Raw genomic sequence first — 20,497 nt, forward strand, 5'->3', positions numbered from 1 at the left:
GCGGTTAGGCTATGAATAAATACGCAATCTACGCTTTAATTTTATATTCGCATTGCAGCATCTAAGATATCCGCACGAGAATAAACGCCACGCGAACGCGGCGTATTTCTATTTAATCAAAAAATGGTGACCTTATTTCAGTCATGTCAATCAAACGAGTGGGTCGACGCAGCATTTGACCGCCATCACGAGAAATCGGCACCCATGGGAATAATCCGCGACCTTTGGTAGGTTCTAACAAGAACAGATCTGTAGGTATGGAAATGTAGAAGCCTTTGGTGAAGCTTCCCTCGCCGTATTCTTCTGACGATACATCAGTGAATGCCGCATATGCACCAACAATGATACCGCTATCGAAACGCTTCGCATAATCGATATTCACGCCTTTATCTTTGGCTAAGAATTGTCCAGCACTTACGGTAATTTGCGTGTCGTCTAAGAATTCTGGCTGCCAATAGACACTAGCGTGTCCAGTGACCGCTGTGTAGTCTTCCAGACCTGTTTGACTGTAAGGATCGCGCTGTTTTACGTAAGCGATATCAAGTCCGTAAGCTAGATTACTATCAACGGGACGATACAGTATTTCACCGCCTACACCAGCAAACATGGTTTCTAGATAACCCGCGTACGCTTGAGCATAGAGGTCTTCTGCAATGGTGTCTTTGTAATGTAAGAATGTTGTATCTAGCCATACATCGTTTGCTGACACATATTCACGAACTCGAGTACGCACGCGAGGTAGCGACACTTCTTCGTTATCTACCAAGTAGTTAAACTTGTCGAAGTTATCTAGAAGCGTAACCCTGGCACTGCTCATGATTGCAAAGTTTTCGTTAAAAGCATAACCGCCGTTTAGCAATAATCCGGTTTGATACAGATAGAAATCTTCTGGATTACCGAATGATTGGGTAAAGAAGAAATCTGCGCTGTAGTAGAAGCCAGATGTATTGGCAGGATCATAGGCGTCGAGCACTTCTTTTGAGGGTGATGTTCTGACGTAGGTTTCAGTGATATCTGCGTCAACAGATTCGTAACGCGCTGCAGCAATAAAGGCCTCGGCATCCACCTGCGTGTCAACTAAAGGAAGACCTGCGCGATTATCTACTACATGATAGGTTTTTACGGAATCTGGAAGCTCTGAGGCCGCCACGCGACCAATTCGCTCAATGGCTTCATCCTGGTCACGATAGGCAACCTGTGTACCGTAAAACGTAGCGCTGTCCTCTTTAATTTCAGCATCAGACAGTACAAAGCCCCCCGACCGGTAAAGGTCGTTGTAAAGACGGGATTTATCAACATCTTTCACGTCTTGTGGCACCTTTCTTCCCATCAGGTTCTTAGGTGGTTCATCGAACTTTATTTGCGAAGCCGTATTCATATTAAAGCGATACGTAACGCCGAAACCAACAGTATTACCTCGCTGATAGTTCAACGTGAAATCGAAGTCTTTATAACGATACACTGCACCAACATTCCAGCGAGAATCTTGCTCTAGCTGTCCAGCTCTGTCACGAGAATAGTCATTCCCTTCGAACTCAAGCTTTAGCGTTAGCGGCTCCCATGGTGTCTGGTATTCCACACCACCGAAAAATGCGGTTGTTCCTTTGAAAAACTGGTCGTAGTCTACCTTACCACCGCGGCCAGAGAAGCCCCCTGGGCGTTCACAGAAGCTGTCTTTAAGCTCGCAAAACGGGTTGCTGATGTCATCGGCTGTACCGAGATATCCCCAGCCTAAGCCAAGGTGAAAGTCGAATGGACCGATAGATTTACTGGCGTTGACGTATTCACTTTCAAAAAAGCCTGTTCCACCAAAGTCTCTGAAGCCGACACTGATATCTGGCAGATAGTAGCTTTCTTTCCATAATCTGAATTTAACGTCTAAGCCTTTATCTTTCAGCGTTTGATCACCACTGAATGATTCAACTTGACTGTAAAGTCTTGTGCGCACGTCAGTATAACGGGCTGTTGCTTCCATCCAATCATAAAGCTGAATGTTAACAGACCAGAAGCGATATTCGCCGTTGTCGGTATAGTTAATGGCCATTCCACCTTCGTCTCGCATACGAGCCGTTGGTGTTTGAATAAGACCATTTCCGCCCTGCACCATCTGCGAAGGAGTAACGCGAACTTGAGTATCAGCAAAAGCGGTAGAAGAAAGCGCGCTGCCAATTACAAGCGCAAGTGTTTTTTTCTTAGAAAGTAGTGGCGCACTCATTGAGGTAAAACCCTATGTACTGCTAAAGCGGCTACGCGCTCATTTAATTGCTTAAGTTTATTGCTAAAGAGTTCTGATGAGATAGGAACATAGACTTGGCTGCCCGGCATAAGCTGCCCAAAATCTAAATTCCAATAAGCAATACCCTTTTCTTCAATATTTCCCATTGGATCAATTACGTAGACATGACTTCTGTCGGCATCAACCGCTTTTTTCACCGTGTGAACAGCCGTATAAACCGACGTATCACTTTGATGCTTGTACGCACCAGGCTTTACAACAGCACCAGAGAAATGCACAACGTCAGGTCTTCCATTTAGTCGAATCCAGTATTTGCCTGGCTGAAACATAGGATTGTCTTCAAAAAACAACCTTGCTCGATTGTAGGAAATTGGCATGTCTATGCGTGTAGACACCGTCCATGAGCTTACCTGATCATAGAGATTTTGAAGGGCTTTATGTGTTTCAGAATCGGCATCAAATTGATTGAGCAGTCCGCTAATTTGAGATAGCGCTATCTCTTTCTCTTCTTCAGCTTTAGGATTAGCTAAATCAAAGGCTGAAGCTGAAGGCCAGTACCAATCACCATTATCAGCGACAATGGACAGTACGCTTGATAGTCGTATTGGCCTGTCGAACTGATAGGTTTGCTTGTTTATCATGACACTAACAAGGTTATCATTTGCATATAACTTGGTAGCTGCAGTAAGGCCTAGGGCAATAAAAAGCGTATAGATATACTTCATTATTGCGTTGCTCCTTGTGTCTTCATCTCACGTACTACTCGGCTTAAATAAACCATATCGTAAACGTCTCCTTCAGGGCTGAACTGCTGCTTTGAGGCCAGAAGTTCTTTCGAGTATTTGTGCAAGAAATATGTGTTTTCCCACGACAACCCTACGTCGATAAATGGCGTGTACTCAGAAAATTCTACGGTTTCGATAACCTTAATTACCGGAACAGAAAAACCTAAATATTCGCGAGTTTCTTCCCCTTCTATTCGCCAAGATGAGTCAACCGGCACACCGTAACCGATGGAAGCAATATCAACTTTGCGTTTCCAATTGAATGGCAGAACATTGTTGGTGGCAAGCGGGTTGTGCTGAAGATTTCCCGTGTAGTATAGGTCGTGATCCAAACCTTCAGTTTTAACGATAATGCCATGGTGCATGGTGAAGATGACTTTATCACCAGATACCCACCGGTACTTTTCACCATCGATATACGCAAGGGCAAGCGAGGCTGCATCTCTTCCGCCCGCTTTAATTTGCATAAGATCAGCTTTACTAGCAGCAATCTCTTCAACGGTATAACTAACTGTTCTATCTTTTAGCGCGAGCTTCAGCGTGTTGTAATACGCTAGTGACGTGGTGGAACATCCGGAAAGAAAAAGGCAAACAACACCCGAAAGGGCAAATAAAGTGTGTAGTTTCATTAAAATGCGCCGACAAAAACTAAAAACAAATGAACTTTGCTATAAAAATAAAAAAAGCCGCTAAAAAAAGCGGCTTTTTCGAATACTCTTAAATTTACTGTACGGTCGGTGCGTAAGTAAATGTAACAGGTACGGTGATGGTTTTTGTTACAGAACCAGAGGTAGTTACAGTAACAGTTTCGGTTGTACCTACGCACACACCATCAACGATTTGGTCGTCACCTTCACAAGTAGGTTGACCTGGATCAGTACCGCCATTTCCTGGTGCATCAGCAGAGTTGTTGTTTACAACACCCGCAATGATACCCGCAACAACAACACCAGACGCGATCATACCGCCGCTTACGCCACCAGCACCAGTGGTACCATCACCACCTTGGCCGTCTTGTGCGTTAACGCCTGCAACCATAGTTGCAGCTGCAAATAATGCAATGATTGACTTCTTCATAACAGTCCTTTAATAAAATAACCCACTAAATCCTATGCTAAATCATTTTCAACCATTTGACTAGATTATAATCGACAAATGACTTAGATTTTTTATCTTAACAAGCCTCGCTGTGCGAATGAAACAGTTTCTTTATCACCAACCACAAAATGATCTAAAACTGGCACATCGATCGACGCCATTGCGCTTTTGATCTCTGCGGTTAATCGTATATCCGCATGACTAGGCTCAGCAACGCCTGAAGGATGATTATGAACCAAAATGATCGCGGCTGCATTATCGATCATTACTTGTTTGATCAATTCTCTTGGATAGACCGCTGCACTGTTTATCGTACCGTTAAACATAGTGCGAAAAGCAATAAGCTGATGTTGGCTATCAAGCATTAAAAGCGCGAACTTCTCACGTTCACAGTCTCTTAGCTTTGCCTGTAGATAACGTTTAGTATCATCTACATTATTAAAAACGTCCTGACGCTTCAGCTTTATTTCCAAATTGCGTTTAAATATTTCAAAGCCCGCCTGAAACTGCGCATACTTGCACGGTCCAACTCCCGTTATTTTGGCAAACCGTTCTTTCGTTGCTGTTACCACACCCCGTAAGCAGCCTAGCTCGTTGAGAAGTTCATGTGCAACAGACACAGCGCTTTTTCCTTTCACACCTTTTCCCAGCAAGACAGCGATGAGTTCAGCATCACTTAAGCTTTCAGCCCCGTGCTGCAATAATTTTTCTCTTGGCCTTTCATTCTTTGGCCATACTTTTATCGACATTCATCTAGCCCGACTATTCTATAAAAGGTTGTTTATAGATGAATGGTGACAAAGAAACGACTGTATAAAAGGCGGGTTTATTATTGATTTTTGACACCTGTAGGCACTGTTTACATGCCACTGTCGAAACAAGACCTACTTTCGTTCAGCTATCCGATTTTTTGTCACCATGGTAGGCTAACGCTAATTTCGAGATTTTGTGTTCTTCTATGTCTATTGCTAATAAAAATATTTTGCTAGGTGTTACTGGCGGGATTGCCGCTTATAAAGCACCTGATCTTGTGCGCAAGCTTACTGCGTTAGGCGCAAACGTGCGTGTGGTTCTAACAGACTCTGCCGCAGAGTTCGTTAGTTCATTATCACTTCAGGCTGTGTCAGGAAATCCAGTGCATCACCAGCTGCTTGCTCCTGCTGCTGAAGCCGCAATGGGGCATATTGAATTGGCAAAGTGGGCTGATATCTTACTTGTTGCCCCCGCAACCGCAAACACCATTGCTAAGCTTGCTCACGGTATGGCAGATGACTTGCTGACTACATTGTACCTTGCAACAACAGCGAAACTCTTTATTGCTCCTGCCATGAATCAACAGATGTGGAAAGCGGTAGCAACAAAGCGCAACATCGATATTTTAAAAGAGCACGGCGTAAACTTTATTGGCCCGGCAAGTGGTGAACAAGCCTGTGGCGATGTGGGTTCAGGTCGAATGGTTGAGCCTGTTGATATTGCCAATGTAATAAATGACGCAGAGAGAGACGCTTTATCCCTTTCTTCGTCGCTAAAGGCCTTATCGGGAAAGAATATTACGATAACAGCGGGGCCAACCAGAGAGCCTTTGGACCCTGTACGATATATTTCAAATCACAGCTCAGGAAAGATGGGGTTTGCCATCGCTCAGGCAGCAGCACTCGCGGGGGCAAATGTAACCTTAGTGGCAGGTCCTGTGTCGCTTGAAACGCCCGAACGCTGTGACCGTATTAATGTCACTACCGCAGATGAAATGCTTAATACTTGTCAAACGCTTAAAGCCTCCACAGATATATTTATTAGTACGGCTGCTGTAGCAGATTACAAGGCCGTGAGCGTTGCCGACAATAAAATTAAGAAAACCGGTGATGAGTTAACACTTACTTTTGTTAAAAACCCTGATATTCTAGCAACCATATCCACCAGCCAAGACAGACCATTTTGTGTGGGCTTTGCGGCCGAAAGCCAAAATGTAGAAGATTATGCGCGCTCGAAGCTAGCCAAAAAGAAGCTAGACATGATTGCGGCTAACGATATTACTGCCGAGGGTCTGGGGTTTAACAGTGATAAAAATGCACTGCACGTAATATGGCAAGATGGTGATAAACGATTACCTGCAACCAGTAAAAGCGAGTTAGCGGGTCAATTACTTGCACTTATTGCAGAGCGCTACGCTTTAAACAATAAAAACTAACAGATGCTTATTAAGTGTCGATAATAAAAACGATAAATATAAACGCTTTGGTGTAAGCCAACTTAACATGGAGCCCGAGTTGCTATAACTCGGTAGCGGAGGAAATACTTTCGTCATGCCTGCTGTCAAAAAAACAAATCGCAGAGCTCAAATTCTGCAAGCACTTGCTGGAATGTTAGAAACCAGCCCAGGTCAACGTATCACTACTGCTAAATTAGCGGAAAAAGTGGGAGTGTCTGAAGCGGCACTTTACCGTCACTTTCCAAGTAAAGCGCGAATGTTTGAAGGGCTTATCGAGTTTATTGAAGAAACACTTTTCACGCGCATCAATAAGATTGTGAATGAAGAGAAAGACTCGCTTACGCGTTGTCAGCTTATTCTTCATCTTATTTTGGGCTTTGCTGAGAAGAACCCGGGTATTACTCGAATATTAAATGGTGATGCGTTAATGGGTGAACAAGACCGGTTGCGCGCGCGCATAGCAAAGCTTTTCGAGCGTTTAGAAACGCAGCTTAAACAAGTGCTAAGAGAGCGCAAGCTACGGGAAGGTAAAACCCTTTCTGCAGATGAAGCGATTATCGCCAACATGATGATTTGCTACACCGATGGCCGTATTAATGGCTTTATCCGCAGTGGATTTACGCGTAAGCCAACCGAGCAGTTCAATGAACAGTGGGCTGCTTTCAAGCAAATGTTTGTTTAGAACCCAACTAAGTTACGACTAAGGGTTACGACTAAGGCGCTTTCAAGCGCCTTTTTTATTGCTTTTTTCTCATTCTATATTGCATTGACACTTTTCAAAATCAATGCAAAAAGTGCAATTAAATCAGACAGCTGTCGAGTTCAGCTTTCAGCGTTCCAACATGCACATAATTCATTATTTCAGTCACTGTCCGTAAGCTACAGGCACAAAAAAAGCAGCATAAAAATGCTGCTTTTTAATGTTTAATAAATATGGACTTACTTGCTAAACGTGTTTCCAAAGAAATCGCCGTCGTTCCACTTAGGCTTGTTCTTTTGGTTTGCTAGTGTCCAACCAATTTGCGCGTTAACCTTGGTGAAAGTCTCTGCCGCATTCCAGTTGAATGGCTGGTTAATGTCGTCGCTAGGCTTATGGTAGTGCGTAGATAAGAACTGACCAAACACCTTGCTGCCATCTACGTTAGGATCTTTAGACTTCAGACCCGGCACCATAAACACTGAAGGCACACCTTGCTTTACAAACGCATAGTGATCTGAGCGAGTGAATAACGCTTGCTCAGGCCATGGGTCAGGGCTTAGTTCAATGTTGGCATTCGCCGCCGCTTTTTCCACTGACTCTTGCAAATCACTGTGGTTAGCGCCAAACGCAATAACGTCTGCAAACTCGTAAGTCAAAATTGGCATATCTAGATTTACGTTCGCCACCATTGAAGTAACCGGTACAGTTGGATTACGAGCAAAATAGTCTGCACCTAGCAGGCCCTTCTCTTCACCCGTTACCGATACGAACAGAATTGAGCGCTTTGGCTTTTCTTCCATTTCGCTAAACAGGCGTGCAGTTTCTAACATCACTGACGTACCAGACGCATTGTCCATGGCGCCATTGTTAATGTTGTCTTTCTTTACGGTCTTGGCAAAACCAATATGGTCAGAGTGAGCAGAGAAAACCACATACTCGTTTTTAAGCTCTGGGTCAGAACCTTCAAGTACACCCACAACATTTGGGCTAGTGATGGTGTCGTGTACGCTCGTCTTACTGATATCAACCACACCGTTTAACGCAAAGCCTTGCGGTACTTTGTCGGCTTCAAGCTGTGCATAAACGTCATCAAGGCTCTTTTCTGCGCCTTCAAATAACTTACGCGCAGCGCCTTCACTCATGTAAGCGCCACCTTTAAGCTGAGAAAAGCTGTTTGCAGGCTGACCACTGTCGTCTAACCATGCCATACGCGGCGTATGGATGTAGTTCAAACGGCTTTGATAAGGGCGTACCTTTTCATTTTTAGGCGTTGTGATAGTGATCATGCCAATAGCGCCATTGTCTACCGCATACTTTTGCTTTTGATAGCCAGACGCAAAGTGAGCGCCCTCTTCTGATGGAAAGTCGCTTGGCTTACCAGCAAGCGCTACAACAACCTTACCTTTTACATCTAAGTCTTTGTAATCGTTGTGAGATAGCTCATCAGCCACAATGCCGTAGCCCACAAAGACCATTTCACCTTTTACATTAGCCTCAGTGCTAAGCAAGCTCGGGCTAGCTAGATATTCTTTCGGGTAGTCAAAATCGACGGTTTCGCCGTTTTGCGTGAAAGTAAACTTGGGAGACTCTTGAACCAGATTCGCTTTGCGAAACGCTACGTTTTGCATGTAGCCGTCTGTACCCGCTGGCTTCAAACCATATTTAGCAAATTCGGTCGCAATATATAGCGCCGCAATTTCATGGCCACGAGAGCCCGTGTCACGACCTTCAAGCAAATCATCTGCTAGGAAAAACAGGTGCGATTTGATTCGCTGTGTATCAGGGTTAAAAGCATTGTCTGTCGATGCGTGGTTATGGGCAGTAGCAGCAAAGGTCATTGCTGTCATTGCACTACCTATAAGGAGTTTTTTTATCATTCTAATTTCACCATATAACTAAGTGTGCATCATGGTAACGCAGTTAATAGGCGGAATACCATTAAACTACTTACGTTTACCATGTGTTTCCTACCGTTGCTCGCATTTTATGAGCAAGGTAAAATTGTCAGTCGCATGCCGGCTCCGTTTCCGGATATTGTTATGTTTTTTTAGTGAAGAGCAGCATCTATGTCGAAAGACGATATTCTTTACCGCGTTCAGTTCATCAGCAATGGAGAACGTTACGAACTTTACGTTAGAACCCTTACTCAGGGCGCTTTGTTTGGCTTTGTCGAGATAGGTGACTTTGTGTGGGACACCCACACAAGTGTTGTTGTAGACCCTAGCCATGAAAGGTTGAAAACCGAATTTTCTGAAGTAACAAAAACTTATGTTCCGATGCACAACATTTTGCGCATTGACGCCGTAAATAAAAAAGGTTCAGCCAAAATTACTAAATTAGAAAATAAATCTGATAAAGTAACTGCTTTCCCTAGTCCAATATATACACCAACGAAAGAGTAACCGCCGGGTCATTCCGGTGAAGGTTGCCGGAGACCCTTATGTATCGCTATGTTTTAGCAGCATTATTATTTATTTGCAGCGTTAGCTCATCTGCAAAGGACCTTAACGATGAAAGCTTGTATCAACTACTTGATGACATTTGGCAATACGAGCTTTCGGTTTCCCCGCTTCTAGCTTCTCGCGAAGGAGATACTTCACTCGCTCACGTATTACCAGATAATTCTCCCAAAGCTCTAAAAGCACAAAATGAACAATGGCGTACTTTTCAAAAGACCTTAAGTCAGTATAAAAAAGAAGACATCTCTACTGATGCTTATATTGCCTTGCTGATGCAACAATATCGTTTAGCTAACTATGTGGACGAATATACGTATCGCGCGCATTTAGTGCCTATCAATTCAGAATATGGCTTTCACGGTGCAATGGCCTCACTTCCTAATTTATCCACCTTTAAGCGCGTAGAAGATTATCAGGCCTACATTAGCCGCCTAAATGCGCTTAAGCCTTATTTTGACCAACAAATTGCGTATATGAAACAGGCGCTAAAAGAAGGCTACACGCAGCCTAAAGTCGTGCTGAAAGGGTTTGAGAACTCGGTGGCGTCATACATTGTTGAAAATGCCGAGGACAGTGGCTTTTATTCTCCATTTACCCGCTTTCCAGAGTACTTTACTGCCGAGCAAAAATCAGCGCTAACGGAGCAAGGCAAGGCTGCCATAACCAGCAGCGTATTGCCTGCGTATCAAATGTTCTACGATTTCATGGTAGACGAATACATTCCCAACGCCCGTGAAGATATTGCCGCGAATAACTGGCCTGATGGCGTGGCGTATTACGCCAATAGAGCCAAGCATTACACCACCACGGATATGACGCCTCAGGAAATCCATGATTTAGGTTTGTCTGAAGTAAAACGCATTCGCGCGCAAATGCAGCAAATTGTGGATGAGCTTGGCTTTGATGGCGACATTAACGACTTCATTGCGTTTTTACGCGAAGACCCGCAATTCTATGCCACCAGCGCTGAAGATTTACTAAAAGAAGCGTCGTTCATTGCAAAGAAAATGGACGCAAAGCTTCCTTCGCTCTTTGAGTATCTGCCAAGAACGCCTTACGGTGTAGCGCCTGTACCAGACGCTATCGCGCCCAAATATACAACGGGCCGTTACATTCATCCTAGCCGCGATGATCAGCCAGGATATTACTGGGTAAACACGTATGCCCTCGATAAGCGCCCTTTGTATGCATTGCCTGCACTGACCTTGCACGAAGCAGTGCCTGGCCACCACCTTCAAATATCGTTGGCAGCAGAGCTTGAAGACTTACCTATGGTACGTCGTAACACCTATATTTCAGCGTTTGGTGAAGGCTGGGGTCTGTACTCTGAGTTTTTAGGTATTGAAGCAGGTATTTACGAAACGCCGTACGACAACTTCGGTCGCTTAAGCTACGAAATGTGGCGTGCGTGTCGCTTGGTTGTGGATACCGGTATGCACACGATGGGCTGGAGTCGTCAACAAGCGGTTGATTATATGATGGAAAACACCGCGCTTTCAGAACACAACGTAAATACTGAAATAGACCGCTATATCTCTTGGCCAGCGCAAGCCTTGTCTTACAAGATTGGTGAAATCAAAATTAAAGGCCTTCGCAAGAAGGCAGAGAAAGCATTAGGCGAGCGTTTTGATGTGCGTAAATTCCACCGCGCCGTGTTAGAAAACGGCTCAGTTCCACTGTTTATCTTGGAGCAAAACATCAATACGTTTATAGAAGAACAAAAGGCACAATAGACATGATCGTTGCATTTGGTGTTATTGGATTACTTATCCTGTTTTTAATTTACTTTGTGCTGCGAGCGCAGAATTTACAGAAAGAGCTGGCGCTATTGCGTCACTCGAATAAACAGACCAACAACAAGGTTACGTATGCTTATCGCAACCTTGTTCTTGTTACAGATGCGTTGGAGAAAAATCTTACTGCGCGTATTGAAAGCGCCTATAAAAGCCGCCTTATCGACCAAACTCAATACAATGCGCTGCACCCGCTTATGCGCAACTTTTCGACTATCGTCATGGCCTGTTGTGAGAAAGGGATGTCATTTGAGGAGTCACTGAATAAGGTGCTGCTTAATGAAGAAGTGACGCTTGAGGAAATTCGTGAGGTGGTGAAAGCACTCCCTAGCAACGTACGTATGGTGTGGTCAAAAAATACGGCCGACGGCTTCATTGCTTTTTGCCAAACCGTTACAGCAACAGTAAGTGGCACGACTACAAAGGCTCAAAAAGAACCATCTGAAGAGTAACATTTTACTCTATGTCTCTCGTTAGCGCTTATACAGCGCTAACTGTATGGCAGGGTCGTCTGCTTTGCTATGTAGTAAAGCCTGCGACCCTAGCCATGTTCCCACTCTTTTAAAAGTTTAATCTTTTTACCTTTCCAAACTAATCAGTAAGTTAGCGTTTAAAACAACAAGTCAAAAACCTTTTGTCTTGAAAAGGGTTATTGCTGCACTATAATACTGTATAAAAATACAGTTTATTTTGAGTGCCATGAATAAATCGTTATCCGTGCTTAATAACCACCCGCATATTTGGCGGGCCAGAGATCAGAGACAAAGTGAAACCAAGTTTTCACTGGGTTTTCCGCGTCTGGATAAAGCACTTAACGGTGGCGTTACATCTACAGGCCTTGTCCGTATCTCTTCGTTAACCGGCATGGGTGAACTTTCACTCTTTAAACAGGTTATATGCCAACACCGTACGCATAAGCTGGTGGTATTTATTAACCCTCCCGGGCTACTACAGTCGCCGTGGTTAGAAAATTTGGGGCTTAAAGCGCAACAAGTGCTGGTAGTAAAACCAGGTTCTGAACAAGAGTCGTTGTGGGCAGCAGAGCAATGTTTAAAAAGTACGGCTTGCCACTGCGTAGTGCTGTGGAGTAATGCTGTAAATCAAAAAGAAGCGCGACGCCTGCAGGTAGCGGCAACGCATAATGATGCGCTGTGCTTACTGTATACTCCACCGCAACAGCAGGCCTCACAGTTAGGTTACCCGAAGGCCAGCTCAAGTGATTCACAAGCCAACCTGTCGAATGAAAGCGACAGTGCATTACCCATTACGTTGGATATTGCGCTAAAAGGTAAACCCCACGCTTTGGCGGTGAACATACGCAAGCAGCGTCATGGGTGGCCCAAAGATAACATTGTTATTTCCCATCGGTGGACCCCCGACAATCACGCCATTAAATGGGCCATGGCACACAACACGCTTTCCGATCAGGCATTACACTCTGTGAGCTAATGATGCTGTGGGCTTATATTCATTGCTATCAACTTACTTTAGACAGCCATATCAAAGCGGCTAGAAGTAAGCGTGCACATAGCCAATTGCCGAAGCACGAAACTAACAACCAGTATTCAGCGTTAGCGTCGAATACTCCCGTTGCAGTGTACTGCAGTAAAACAAACAAAATTACGCAGTGTAATGATATTGCGAAAAAAGAAGGCATTGAAATTGGGCATGGGCTAGCTCAAGCGGCGGCGCTATGCCCTTACGTACATATTCTGCCTTTCAGTGAAGAAGCCGAAAAGCATATGCTGACGCAGTTAGCCCATCGGCTTTACCCACTGGCTTCTGACATCGTATTAGACAACCACCTTCACTCGAATAGTGTCAGCGGTCTGGCAGTAAGGCTAGATAACCTAACTCATTACTATGGCGGCCATACGCCACTGTGGAAAACATTAACTCAAGCTCTGGCAGAAGCAGATATTCGTTATCATTTTGCTAGCGCATGGACAATTGAGGCCGCAAAAGTATTAGCGCTTCATAAATTTAATACCTACTTGCATACATCCGATGACATAAAAAAAGCGCTAAGTACGTGCCCGCTTTCTATTACGGCTCTATCACCTAAAGTCATTGACTCGTTGGCAAGGGTGGGCGTTTCCTGCGTACAACAGCTGTTGGCAATGCCGGTACAAGAACTGGGTCGGCGCTTTGACAATAACACTATTATGTATCTTACTGCGTTAAGGGGAGAAACCTTTCCACGCGTTACGTTATTTAGGCCTTTGGAGCACTTCGATAACTTTATCCTATTGCCTTTTGATATTGAAAACACGCAGCATCTAACCCCTTTTGTCAGCCAGCAGTTTGAGCATTTGTCTCACTATTTACGGGCAAGAAACTTATATACATCCAGCATCAGTGTACATATTCATTTCAGAGAAGCACCTGTAATGGATATTAATATACGTTCGGCACTGCCTCAGTCTTCAGTACAAAGTTGGCTGCCCTTGTTTAGTCTTAAAACTGAGAATCTGGTGTTGCCTGAGCCAGCTACAGCCATTGCGCTTACCTGTCAGCAATTTGAAGAAATGGATACGCAGAATGGCGACTTTTTTAGCGACAGATTTAACGATATTGCACAAAAGCAATTAATTGGGCGCTTAAACGCGAAGCTAGGCGATAACAGTACGTTTCAACCTCGCGCTGCCGACAGCCATCAGTTTGAATATATGACGGTGACGGAGTCGAGCACCGGTAACTGCACCCGTAATTATGCTTATAGCAGTGACATTACGCCCACCTTCACTTTTGATGTACCTAAACCGCTTATTCAGGCTACCCAAATTTGCTTTGGCCCCGTGCGATTACATAGCGAGTGGTGGCATGACAGCCCAACAAAGCGTGATTATTTCATCGCCCAAACTGAGCAATGCGTAAAGCTTTTAGTGTTTAAAGATGAAGAGAGCCGCTGGTGGGTGCAGGGCCTTTTTTGCTAGCGGTATGCGGTTAAAGAAAAAGGTAAAGGCAATATCATGAAATACAGTGAGCTCTTTTGCCAAAGCAATTATAGTTTTCTTTGCGGTGCCTCTTCCCCCGCAGAGCTTGTTACCACGGCTTCTTTCCTTGGTTACGACGCACTTGCCATTACCGATGAATGCTCAGTAGCGGGAGTGGTACGGGCTTTCGACGAAATTAAGCATCAGGGCCTACCGATTACGCTTATTGTGGGTAGTTACTTTGTATTTGATGACACTTTATCTTTTGTGCTGTTGTGCCCGAACAAAGCAGCCTATAGCGAACTATGCCGAATTATTACTAACGCGAGGCGTCGCTCTGATAAAGGTGAATACCAACTAGCTGAGTGGGACTTGCGTACCATTCGCCATTGCAAATTCATTTGGCTACCAAGCGGCAAAGAAGCTAAAGACAAGCATTGGGCTGAATGGCTGCAAAAACACCCTAGTATTGATGCCTATATTGGCGCTCAGCGCCTATTAGACGGAAGGGATCACCACAGGTTTGCGCATTACAATCATCTGCAGTCTGCCTATCCTTTTCCTGTTATTGCCTGTACAGGTGTACTCATGCATCACGCTGACAGACTGCCGCTTCAACATGTATTGCATGCTATTAACGTGCATACCAGTGTAGACAAAATAGGTCGGGATGCGTTGAGTAATGCAGAGCGTAGTCTGCGAACCGTACAAAAAATTAAGAAGCTTTACCCTGAGAAATGGATTGCCAATACCAATGCCCTTGCTCACGCTTTCACATTTTCTTTAGAAGAGCTGCGCTACCACTATCCTGCGGAGCTTGTACCTGAAGGGTATACGCCCACTTCGTATTTGCGGGAACGTGTAGAGGCCGGTATAAAAGTGCGCTTTCCTGAAGGTATAACCCCTGATATTCGCCAAACCATAGAAAAAGAACTTACGCTTATTGCCGAGCAAGAGTATGAGTATTTCTTTTTAACCATTTACGACATTGTTCAGTTTGCCAAGCGACAACGTATTTTGTATCAAGGGCGCGGCTCTGCGGCCAACTCGGTAGTGTGCTATTGCTTGGAAATAACCGCAGTAGACCCAAGGCAAATAAGTGTGCTGTTCGAGCGCTTTATTTCCAAAGAGCGTAACGAACCGCCAGATATTGATGTGGATTTTGAGCATCAACGCCGTGAAGAGGTCATCCAATACATTTATCAAAAGTACGGCCGGGAAAGAACCGCTATCGCGGCTACGGTTATTTGCTATCGCTTTAAGTCGGCTTTTAAAGATGTGGGCAAGGCGCTGGGCTTTAGCGAATCACAGCTTGATTTTGTGGTAAAGCAGATTAATCGCCGAGACAGCGTTATTCCGTGGAAATCTCAGCTGGCGGGGCTTGGGCTAAACCCTGAAGAGCCTAGGGTGCAGCAGTTAATTACCCTTACCGAAGCTTTACTGGGCACGCCCCGACATTTGTCGCAACATGTAGGCGGTTTTGTTATTAGCGCAGGGCCGCTCTACGATCTTGTTCCTGTTGAGAACGCCGCGATGGAAGAGCGTACTATTATTCAGTGGGATAAGGACGACATTGAAACCTTAGGCCTTTTAAAAGTGGATGTACTGGCGCTTGGGATGTTGAGCGCTATACGTCGTGCATTCTCTCTTATCAATAAACAATACCCTGTTGAAACCAGTATTCCGTTCATTACTAAGCTCGGAGATGACAAACAGGTTTTCGATATGATTTGTCGGGCCGATACGGTAGGCGTTTTTCAAATAGAATCACGAGCTCAGATGTCTATGCTGCCAAGGCTAAAACCTCGTCGCTATTACGACTTGGTTGTACAAATAGCCATTGTACGGCCAGGTCCGATTCAGGGTGATATGGTCCACCCTTATTTGATACGCCGACACGGTAACGAAACCATTAGCTACCCATCTAAAGATGTGGAGAAAGTTCTGTCTCGCACCATGGGCGTGCCTATCTTTCAAGAGCAAGTGATTCAGCTTGCCATGGTTGCAGCTGGCTTCAGTGGCGGAGAAGCCGATCAACTGCGGCGCGCAATGGCGAGCTGGAAAAAAGACGGTAGAATTTTTGAGTTCAGAGACAAGCTTATTAAGGGGATGACGGATAAAGGCTATGACAGTACGTTCGCCCACAACTTATTTGAACAAATAAAAGGCTTTGCAGGTTACGGCTTTCCTGAATCGCACTCAGCATCTTTTGCCGTATTAGCTTATGTATCTTGCTGGTTGAAGTTTTACTTTCCCGTTGAGTTTTACGTAGCGCTATTAAATAGCTGGCCCATGGGGTTTTATTCCCCGTCCCAGTTAGTTCAAGACGCTAAGCGTCATCACATACGGGTAGAAGCGCCCTGTGTTAACCAGTCTGACGTTGAGCATTCTTTGGTGGTACAAGGCCAGGAAAAACACATTCAGCTTGGTCTTAAGCTTATTAAAGGCTTAAGTGAAGCATCGTCTCAGCTTATCGTGGAAAACCGTTCAGACAAAAGCTACACCAATGTTGAACAATTACAGCAGCTATCGCTTAAAAGTCACGAACTAGAGGCACTAGCCAGCGCCGATGCCCTTCGCACGATTTCAGGCAATCGATATGAAACTCGCTGGCGAATTATGGATACTCAAACGCGTTTACCACTGTTTGATACTGACGATTTTTATGCAGATAAAAATGCCACACCGCTGGGTGCTGCACCGACCGAGGCAGAAAACTTACTTGAAGACTATGCCTCAACCGGCTTATCAGTAAATAACCACCCTATTTCTTTACTCAAAAAGCAACATAAGCTTAAAGACATAAGCTGGTCCAATTCGCTTAAAGACAAGACCAATAAATCTGTTGTAAAAGTACTCGGCGCAGTAACAGGTCGACAGGCCCCGGGTACAGCCGCAGGCGTTACCTTTCTAACTTTAGAAGATGATATAGGCAATATGAACGTTGTGGTGTGGCAAGCTACCGCTCGTGCTCAGCAACAAACATTCTTAAAAGCTAAACTGCTACAGGTAAATGGTATTATTGAACGCTCCAAAGAGGGAGTTATTCATATCATCGCAGGTAAGCTTATTGATCGGACGCCGTGGCTCGAAAAGCTGTCATTAAGTTCAAGAGATTTTCACTGAGTATTTTACACCCGCAAAACGATAAATTATGGTGTATAGATACGCGATTTATTTTTGTATTAAAAAACTTCCTCTCAAGGAAATGCTTCAAAGATAATTTATTTGTATATTGTAAATTGCTGTAGTCATTTTGGAGTTTAGAATGATGCGATGTATTGGGCTTTTCATTGGCTGTTTGTTTAGCCTTAATATTTATGCAGATAAATATGTGATTGGCGCACAAAACTTAGCTTATTTCCCCCATTACGATTTTGCATCATCAACAGATAAAGGGGTTGCCTGGTCAATTTTAGAAGCTTTTTCTGAAGCTTCGGGACACGAGTTTGTGTATTTAAGCTTGCCCATAAGACGGCTTCAACTCGAGTTAGTTAAAGGCAATGTTGACTTTGTATACCCTGATAATAGAGGCTGGTATAACAGCATTACCACTTCAAATGACAAGTACTTTTCCCTCCCATTAACCAGCGCAGTAACGGGGACAATTGTAAAACGACAGAACGCTGGGAAAGGCATCGAAAAGATAAAAAACCTCGCCATGCCGTTAGGCTTCACACCGGTAAATTGGCAAGAGAGAATAGACACTCAACGTACCCAAATAACTTGGGTTACGGATATTCAACAAGGCTTGGCGCTTTTGTACCAAGAACGTGTAGACGGGTTAGATTTAGAGTATTTCGTTAGCCAGCGATCTGCTCCTCTATCATATGAGCAAGATGCATTTACTTTAGATTTGACGCTTCCACATAATGAAATTCCTTTTTCCCTATCTACGCTTTATCATCAAGACATTATTAGTGAACTTAATAAGTTCATATCCTCAAATCCAGAATTAATTGATAGTATAAAAACAAAATACGGAATAACCCCTTTCGAGCAGTTGTCTCAGAAGCTTTTGATAGAACAAGGATTGAAAATTGAAGAGGTTTGGAAATAGTATTCGTCGCTTTGTGCAAATGGCGGTATTGCCAGTTACATGCACACTTTCAAGTCCTTTTGTTTCAGCCGACACCTATATCGTAGGCGCTCAAAATATTGAATATTATCCGTATTACAACTTTTCATCGGATCATGAAAAGGGGTTGGGTTGGGCTATTCTTGAAGCATTCTCAAAGCAAAGCGGACATCGCTTTGTATACTTGAGCATGCCAGTTAAACGCCTTCAAATAGAATTGAAAAAAGGCAATGTAGACTTTGTCTTTCCTGATAACGCCAGATGGTATGATCAAATAACCCATAGCCTCAACAAAGTGTATTCTGAACCTCTGGCAGAAACATTCGCCGTGACTTTGGTTAAAACAGATAACCTTGGTAAAGGAATTACTCACATCACAAAACTTGCCACGCCAGACGGATTTTCCCCTGTAAAGTGGGAACAGCAAATTAAGAACGGTACCGTTAAAGTAACCGGCGTAAACAGTATTTATGATGGGCTTAATCTTCTACAGAGCGATAACGTAGATGCTTTAGATGTGGAATATAATGCCGCTAAAAACGTTGCTCGTCGCTTTCCGCAAATGGGACCATTTGCCGCTGATTTAACCCTGCCACACAACGTTGTCTCATTTTCGCTATCAACCTTAAAACACCCCGAGATCCTTGCCGAGCTCAATACATTTATACTTTCAGAATCTGAAAGCATAAATAAAATTAAAGCGAAGTATGGTATTGAAGATACAAAGCAACTGATCGAGCGTCTGATGGAAGAGCAACATGTAAGTGCAGATACACGCTGGACACCTTTGTAAAAACTTCAACAGTGTCAGTAAATTACACTACTCGCGTGGAATAGTTCGGCATTTAGTTTTTATTATCTCTTTGAAATTAAAATAATTTTTAATTGGAAAAAATTTTGCTTGTTGATTATCAGATCAAGGAGCAATTATGAAACAGGCATCACTACTTCTATTTTCTTTTTTCATTATTTTCATTATTTTCACCGCAAGTAGCGTACAAGCGAAACAAACCGTGAGTGTAGATTATATGCACGGCTTTGACGATATCGATGGTATGCGCTTCGCGTACAGGCCACTTGAACAAACGCTTACTACTGATTGGTTTGGCGACCTAAAGCTATACTGGGAAGTGAGTGCCGTAGTGTGGGAGTATGGTGAAAACGATACGCATAGTACAAGCTACGGTGCGTCATTAACTCCTGTATTTATGAAACAGGTTTCAACGCTCTATGACAAATATCCCGTATATATAGAAGCGGGGATAGGAGCGAGTTACATAGGTAATCAGAAAGTCGCTGGTAAAGATATTGGATCTAACTATCAGTTCGAAGACAGATTAGGTGTGTTTGTAGAGATCGATAAGAAACAACATGTCGCACTGCGCTATATGCACTTTTCAAACGGCGGCTTCAACAATGACAACCCCGGATTAGACTTCCTGAACCTATCCTACGCCTACCACTTTTAAAGAAATGGGGTCAGAGTACATTTCTACACTGCAAACAACGAAGCTAGGCTGTGTTGTTACGCTGTTAAGATCATTCATTCAAAAAAGTACACTGACCCCATTATTCTATATTTGAGATGATGTGCCTCAACCTCTTTATGATAAGGGAGTAAAGCCTTTAGGCTGCCCATAAAATGGGATGGAAAAACTTTGGGGTCAGAGTACATTTTCATTTCCCGAGCATTTCGTTAAGGGCTGATTTGATTTCGAGGAGTATTAGAAGTATTAATGTACTCTGACCCCTTTTTGATGTTTTAAAGGGGGAAGATTGGGGATTAATGTACTCTGACCCCATTTTTTGTTCCTTCCAAACGCAAAAAACCCGCCGTAAGGCGGGTTCTTCTTAATGGGACCTGGCAGTGTCCTACTCTCACATGGGGAAACCCCACACTACCATCGGCGCTAATACGTTTCACTTCTGAGTTCGGAATGGGATCAGGTGGTACCGTATCGCTATGGCTGCCAGGAAAAACTGGTTTGCAGTAGCGTTTACTGCGTAAAGCTGATGCTTTATCAACTTTACTAAATTCTGTGAGCTCGCATACATAAAATGCTATAGCTTCTATATAAAGCAAAAAACCCGCCGTTAGGCGGGTTTCTTTAATTGGGACCTGGCAGTGTCCTACTCTCACATGGGGAAGCCCCACACTACCATCGGCGCTAATACGTTTCACTTCTGAGTTCGGAATGGAGTC

Annotated in this window: 17 protein-coding genes and 1 rRNA gene; 11 read left to right on the forward strand and 7 right to left on the reverse strand. The window is 44.0% G+C overall.

What is annotated here, in order from left to right; translation table 11 throughout:
• Positions 1-112: 112 nt before the first annotated feature.
• From MHN00_RS18975 to radC, 5 genes are all read right to left on the reverse strand, one after another.
• Positions 113-2,215 (reverse strand): YjbH domain-containing protein, encoded by a 2,103-nt coding sequence (locus tag MHN00_RS18975; protein WP_014977887.1) that lies wholly within the window; start codon positions 2,213-2,215, stop codon positions 113-115.
• The gene (locus tag MHN00_RS18980) at positions 2,212-2,961 is read right to left on the reverse strand and encodes a capsule biosynthesis GfcC family protein (protein ID WP_039236677.1); all 750 of its coding nucleotides are present in this window, start codon (positions 2,959-2,961) and stop codon (positions 2,212-2,214) included. The genes MHN00_RS18975 and MHN00_RS18980 overlap by 4 nt, the downstream gene beginning before the upstream one ends.
• Positions 2,961-3,650: a YjbF family lipoprotein gene (locus MHN00_RS18985; RefSeq protein ID WP_014947754.1), complete on the reverse strand. Its 690-nt coding sequence runs from the start codon at positions 3,648-3,650 to the stop codon at positions 2,961-2,963. Before MHN00_RS18985 ends, MHN00_RS18980 begins: the two co-directional genes overlap by 1 nt.
• A 94-nt stretch (positions 3,651-3,744) precedes the next feature.
• Positions 3,745-4,098, reverse strand: a complete 354-nt coding sequence (locus MHN00_RS18990; RefSeq protein ID WP_239302065.1) for a hypothetical protein — start codon at positions 4,096-4,098, stop codon at positions 3,745-3,747.
• Positions 4,099-4,190: 92 nt separating this feature from the next.
• Complete coding sequence (radC, locus tag MHN00_RS18995; RefSeq protein ID WP_014947752.1) at positions 4,191-4,868, reverse strand: DNA repair protein RadC; 678 nt, start codon at positions 4,866-4,868, stop codon at positions 4,191-4,193.
• Between the two features lie 209 nt (positions 4,869-5,077).
• On the opposite strand from radC, the gene coaBC reads away from it, so the two are divergent.
• Both coaBC and slmA read left to right on the forward strand, forming a co-directional pair.
• Positions 5,078-6,307: a bifunctional phosphopantothenoylcysteine decarboxylase/phosphopantothenate--cysteine ligase CoaBC gene (gene coaBC / locus MHN00_RS19000; protein WP_239302066.1), complete on the forward strand. Its 1,230-nt coding sequence runs from the start codon at positions 5,078-5,080 to the stop codon at positions 6,305-6,307.
• A 115-nt stretch (positions 6,308-6,422) separates the two neighbouring features.
• The gene (slmA, locus tag MHN00_RS19005; RefSeq protein WP_012516568.1) at positions 6,423-7,010 is read left to right on the forward strand and encodes a nucleoid occlusion factor SlmA; all 588 of its coding nucleotides are present in this window, start codon (positions 6,423-6,425) and stop codon (positions 7,008-7,010) included.
• A gap of 257 nt (positions 7,011-7,267) precedes the next feature.
• Here the strand turns inward: slmA and MHN00_RS19010 are convergent, their stop codons facing one another.
• Positions 7,268-8,905, reverse strand: a complete 1,638-nt coding sequence (locus tag MHN00_RS19010; RefSeq protein WP_014947750.1) for a M28 family metallopeptidase — start codon at positions 8,903-8,905, stop codon at positions 7,268-7,270.
• Positions 8,906-9,094: 189 nt separating this feature from the next.
• Here MHN00_RS19010 and MHN00_RS19015 point away from each other — a divergent pair, with 189 nt between their 5' ends.
• The 9 genes from MHN00_RS19015 to MHN00_RS19055 all read left to right on the forward strand — a co-directional run bounded on the left by MHN00_RS19015 (position 9,095) and on the right by MHN00_RS19055 (position 19,763).
• A complete protein-coding gene (locus MHN00_RS19015) occupies positions 9,095-9,430 on the forward strand; it encodes a DUF1820 family protein (protein WP_239302067.1) in 336 nt (111 codons plus the stop codon).
• A gap of 38 nt (positions 9,431-9,468) precedes the next feature.
• The gene (locus tag MHN00_RS19020) at positions 9,469-11,220 is read left to right on the forward strand and encodes a DUF885 domain-containing protein (protein ID WP_239302069.1); all 1,752 of its coding nucleotides are present in this window, start codon (positions 9,469-9,471) and stop codon (positions 11,218-11,220) included.
• A gap of 2 nt (positions 11,221-11,222) precedes the next feature.
• The gene (locus MHN00_RS19025) at positions 11,223-11,732 is read left to right on the forward strand and encodes a hypothetical protein (RefSeq protein WP_061438886.1); all 510 of its coding nucleotides are present in this window, start codon (positions 11,223-11,225) and stop codon (positions 11,730-11,732) included.
• Between the two features lie 247 nt (positions 11,733-11,979).
• Positions 11,980-12,729 (forward strand): recombinase RecA, encoded by a 750-nt coding sequence (locus MHN00_RS19030; RefSeq protein WP_239247523.1) that lies wholly within the window; start codon positions 11,980-11,982, stop codon positions 12,727-12,729.
• Positions 12,729-14,216, forward strand: a complete 1,488-nt coding sequence (locus tag MHN00_RS19035) for a DNA polymerase Y family protein (RefSeq protein ID WP_239302070.1) — start codon at positions 12,729-12,731, stop codon at positions 14,214-14,216. The genes MHN00_RS19030 and MHN00_RS19035 overlap by 1 nt, the downstream gene beginning before the upstream one ends.
• A gap of 36 nt (positions 14,217-14,252) precedes the next feature.
• Positions 14,253-17,342, forward strand: a complete 3,090-nt coding sequence (locus MHN00_RS19040) for an error-prone DNA polymerase (protein ID WP_239302071.1) — start codon at positions 14,253-14,255, stop codon at positions 17,340-17,342.
• Between the two features lie 130 nt (positions 17,343-17,472).
• On the forward strand, positions 17,473-18,276 hold the full coding sequence (locus MHN00_RS19045; protein WP_231506374.1) for a hypothetical protein: 804 nt from the start codon (positions 17,473-17,475) through the stop codon (positions 18,274-18,276).
• Complete coding sequence (locus MHN00_RS19050; protein ID WP_239302072.1) at positions 18,257-19,087, forward strand: substrate-binding domain-containing protein; 831 nt, start codon at positions 18,257-18,259, stop codon at positions 19,085-19,087. Before MHN00_RS19045 ends, MHN00_RS19050 begins: the two co-directional genes overlap by 20 nt.
• A 136-nt stretch (positions 19,088-19,223) precedes the next feature.
• Positions 19,224-19,763: an acyloxyacyl hydrolase gene (locus tag MHN00_RS19055; RefSeq protein ID WP_239302073.1), complete on the forward strand. Its 540-nt coding sequence runs from the start codon at positions 19,224-19,226 to the stop codon at positions 19,761-19,763.
• Between the two features lie 390 nt (positions 19,764-20,153).
• Here the strand turns inward: MHN00_RS19055 and rrf are convergent.
• Positions 20,154-20,269, reverse strand: a 5S ribosomal RNA gene (gene rrf / locus MHN00_RS19060).
• Positions 20,270-20,497 lie beyond the last annotated feature (228 nt).

It is taken from the genome of Alteromonas sp. Cnat2-8, from assembly GCF_022348355.1.
GTDB lineage: Bacteria > Pseudomonadota > Gammaproteobacteria > Enterobacterales > Alteromonadaceae > Alteromonas > Alteromonas macleodii.

What these genes read in the sequence shown, in the direction of transcription:
- MHN00_RS18975 (WP_014977887.1), bottom strand. Translation starts at nt 2,215, where the DNA reads ATGAGTGCGCCACTACTTTCTAAGAAAAAAACACTTGCGCTTGTAATT.
- MHN00_RS18980 (WP_039236677.1), bottom strand. Translation starts at nt 2,961, where the DNA reads ATGAAGTATATCTATACGCTTTTTATTGCCCTAGGCCTTACTGCAGCT.
- MHN00_RS18985 (WP_014947754.1), bottom strand. Translation starts at nt 3,650, where the DNA reads ATGAAACTACACACTTTATTTGCCCTTTCGGGTGTTGTTTGCCTTTTT.
- MHN00_RS18990 (WP_239302065.1), bottom strand. Translation starts at nt 4,098, where the DNA reads ATGAAGAAGTCAATCATTGCATTATTTGCAGCTGCAACTATGGTTGCA.
- radC (WP_014947752.1), bottom strand. Translation starts at nt 4,868, where the DNA reads ATGTCGATAAAAGTATGGCCAAAGAATGAAAGGCCAAGAGAAAAATTA.
- coaBC (WP_239302066.1), top strand. Translation starts at nt 5,078, where the DNA reads ATGTCTATTGCTAATAAAAATATTTTGCTAGGTGTTACTGGCGGGATT.
- slmA (WP_012516568.1), top strand. Translation starts at nt 6,423, where the DNA reads ATGCCTGCTGTCAAAAAAACAAATCGCAGAGCTCAAATTCTGCAAGCA.
- MHN00_RS19010 (WP_014947750.1), bottom strand. Translation starts at nt 8,905, where the DNA reads ATGATAAAAAAACTCCTTATAGGTAGTGCAATGACAGCAATGACCTTT.
- MHN00_RS19015 (WP_239302067.1), top strand. Translation starts at nt 9,095, where the DNA reads ATGTCGAAAGACGATATTCTTTACCGCGTTCAGTTCATCAGCAATGGA.
- MHN00_RS19020 (WP_239302069.1), top strand. Translation starts at nt 9,469, where the DNA reads ATGTATCGCTATGTTTTAGCAGCATTATTATTTATTTGCAGCGTTAGC.
- MHN00_RS19025 (WP_061438886.1), top strand. Translation starts at nt 11,223, where the DNA reads ATGATCGTTGCATTTGGTGTTATTGGATTACTTATCCTGTTTTTAATT.
- MHN00_RS19030 (WP_239247523.1), top strand. Translation starts at nt 11,980, where the DNA reads ATGAATAAATCGTTATCCGTGCTTAATAACCACCCGCATATTTGGCGG.
- MHN00_RS19035 (WP_239302070.1), top strand. Translation starts at nt 12,729, where the DNA reads ATGATGCTGTGGGCTTATATTCATTGCTATCAACTTACTTTAGACAGC.
- MHN00_RS19040 (WP_239302071.1), top strand. Translation starts at nt 14,253, where the DNA reads ATGAAATACAGTGAGCTCTTTTGCCAAAGCAATTATAGTTTTCTTTGC.
- MHN00_RS19055 (WP_239302073.1), top strand. Translation starts at nt 19,224, where the DNA reads ATGAAACAGGCATCACTACTTCTATTTTCTTTTTTCATTATTTTCATT.